The organism is Rhodococcus sp. B10, assembly GCF_011770055.1.
In the GTDB taxonomy this organism is placed as follows: domain Bacteria; phylum Actinomycetota; class Actinomycetes; order Mycobacteriales; family Mycobacteriaceae; genus Rhodococcoides; species Rhodococcoides kyotonensis_B.
This window is the reverse complement of sequence record NZ_JAAFYV010000115.1, coordinates 1-414: the sequence shown is the minus strand read 5'-3', so window position 1 is coordinate 414 and position 414 is coordinate 1. Positions and strand designations below refer to the sequence as shown.

Sequence of the window (414 nt, the reverse complement as noted above, 5' to 3'; positions counted from 1 at the left end):
ACCCACACTGCCGTGTCCACGCCGGGCGATCTGCTGTACCACATCCGCGCACGCACCATGGACCTGATCGTGGCGTTCGAGCGCAACCTGCTGATGGCGTTCGGCGATGCGGTGGAAGCAGTCGATGACGTGGCCGGCTTCCGCTATTTCGATGGCCGCGACCTGCTCGACTTCGTCGACGGCACCGCCAATCCGGAAGGACTGTCGCTGCCCGAAGCCACGATTGTTGGTGACGAGGATCCGGACCACGCAGGTGGCAGCTACGTGGTGGTGCAGAAGTACCTGCACAACCTCGATGCGTGGCGCGCGCAGAAGACCGAGGCGCAGGAGGCGATCATCGGCCGCACCAAGCACGACAACATCGAGCTGGACGACGCGCCGGCCGATGCGCAGAAATCGCACAAGACGCTATGC

The 414-nt window shown here is 64.3% G+C and carries 1 protein-coding gene; it reads left to right on the top strand.

The window, feature by feature from the left end:
* Window positions 1–12: 12 nt before the first annotated feature.
* A partial coding sequence (locus RhoFasB10_RS25915) for a Dyp-type peroxidase (RefSeq protein WP_346764479.1) occupies window positions 13–414 on the top strand: 402 nt, incomplete at its 3' end.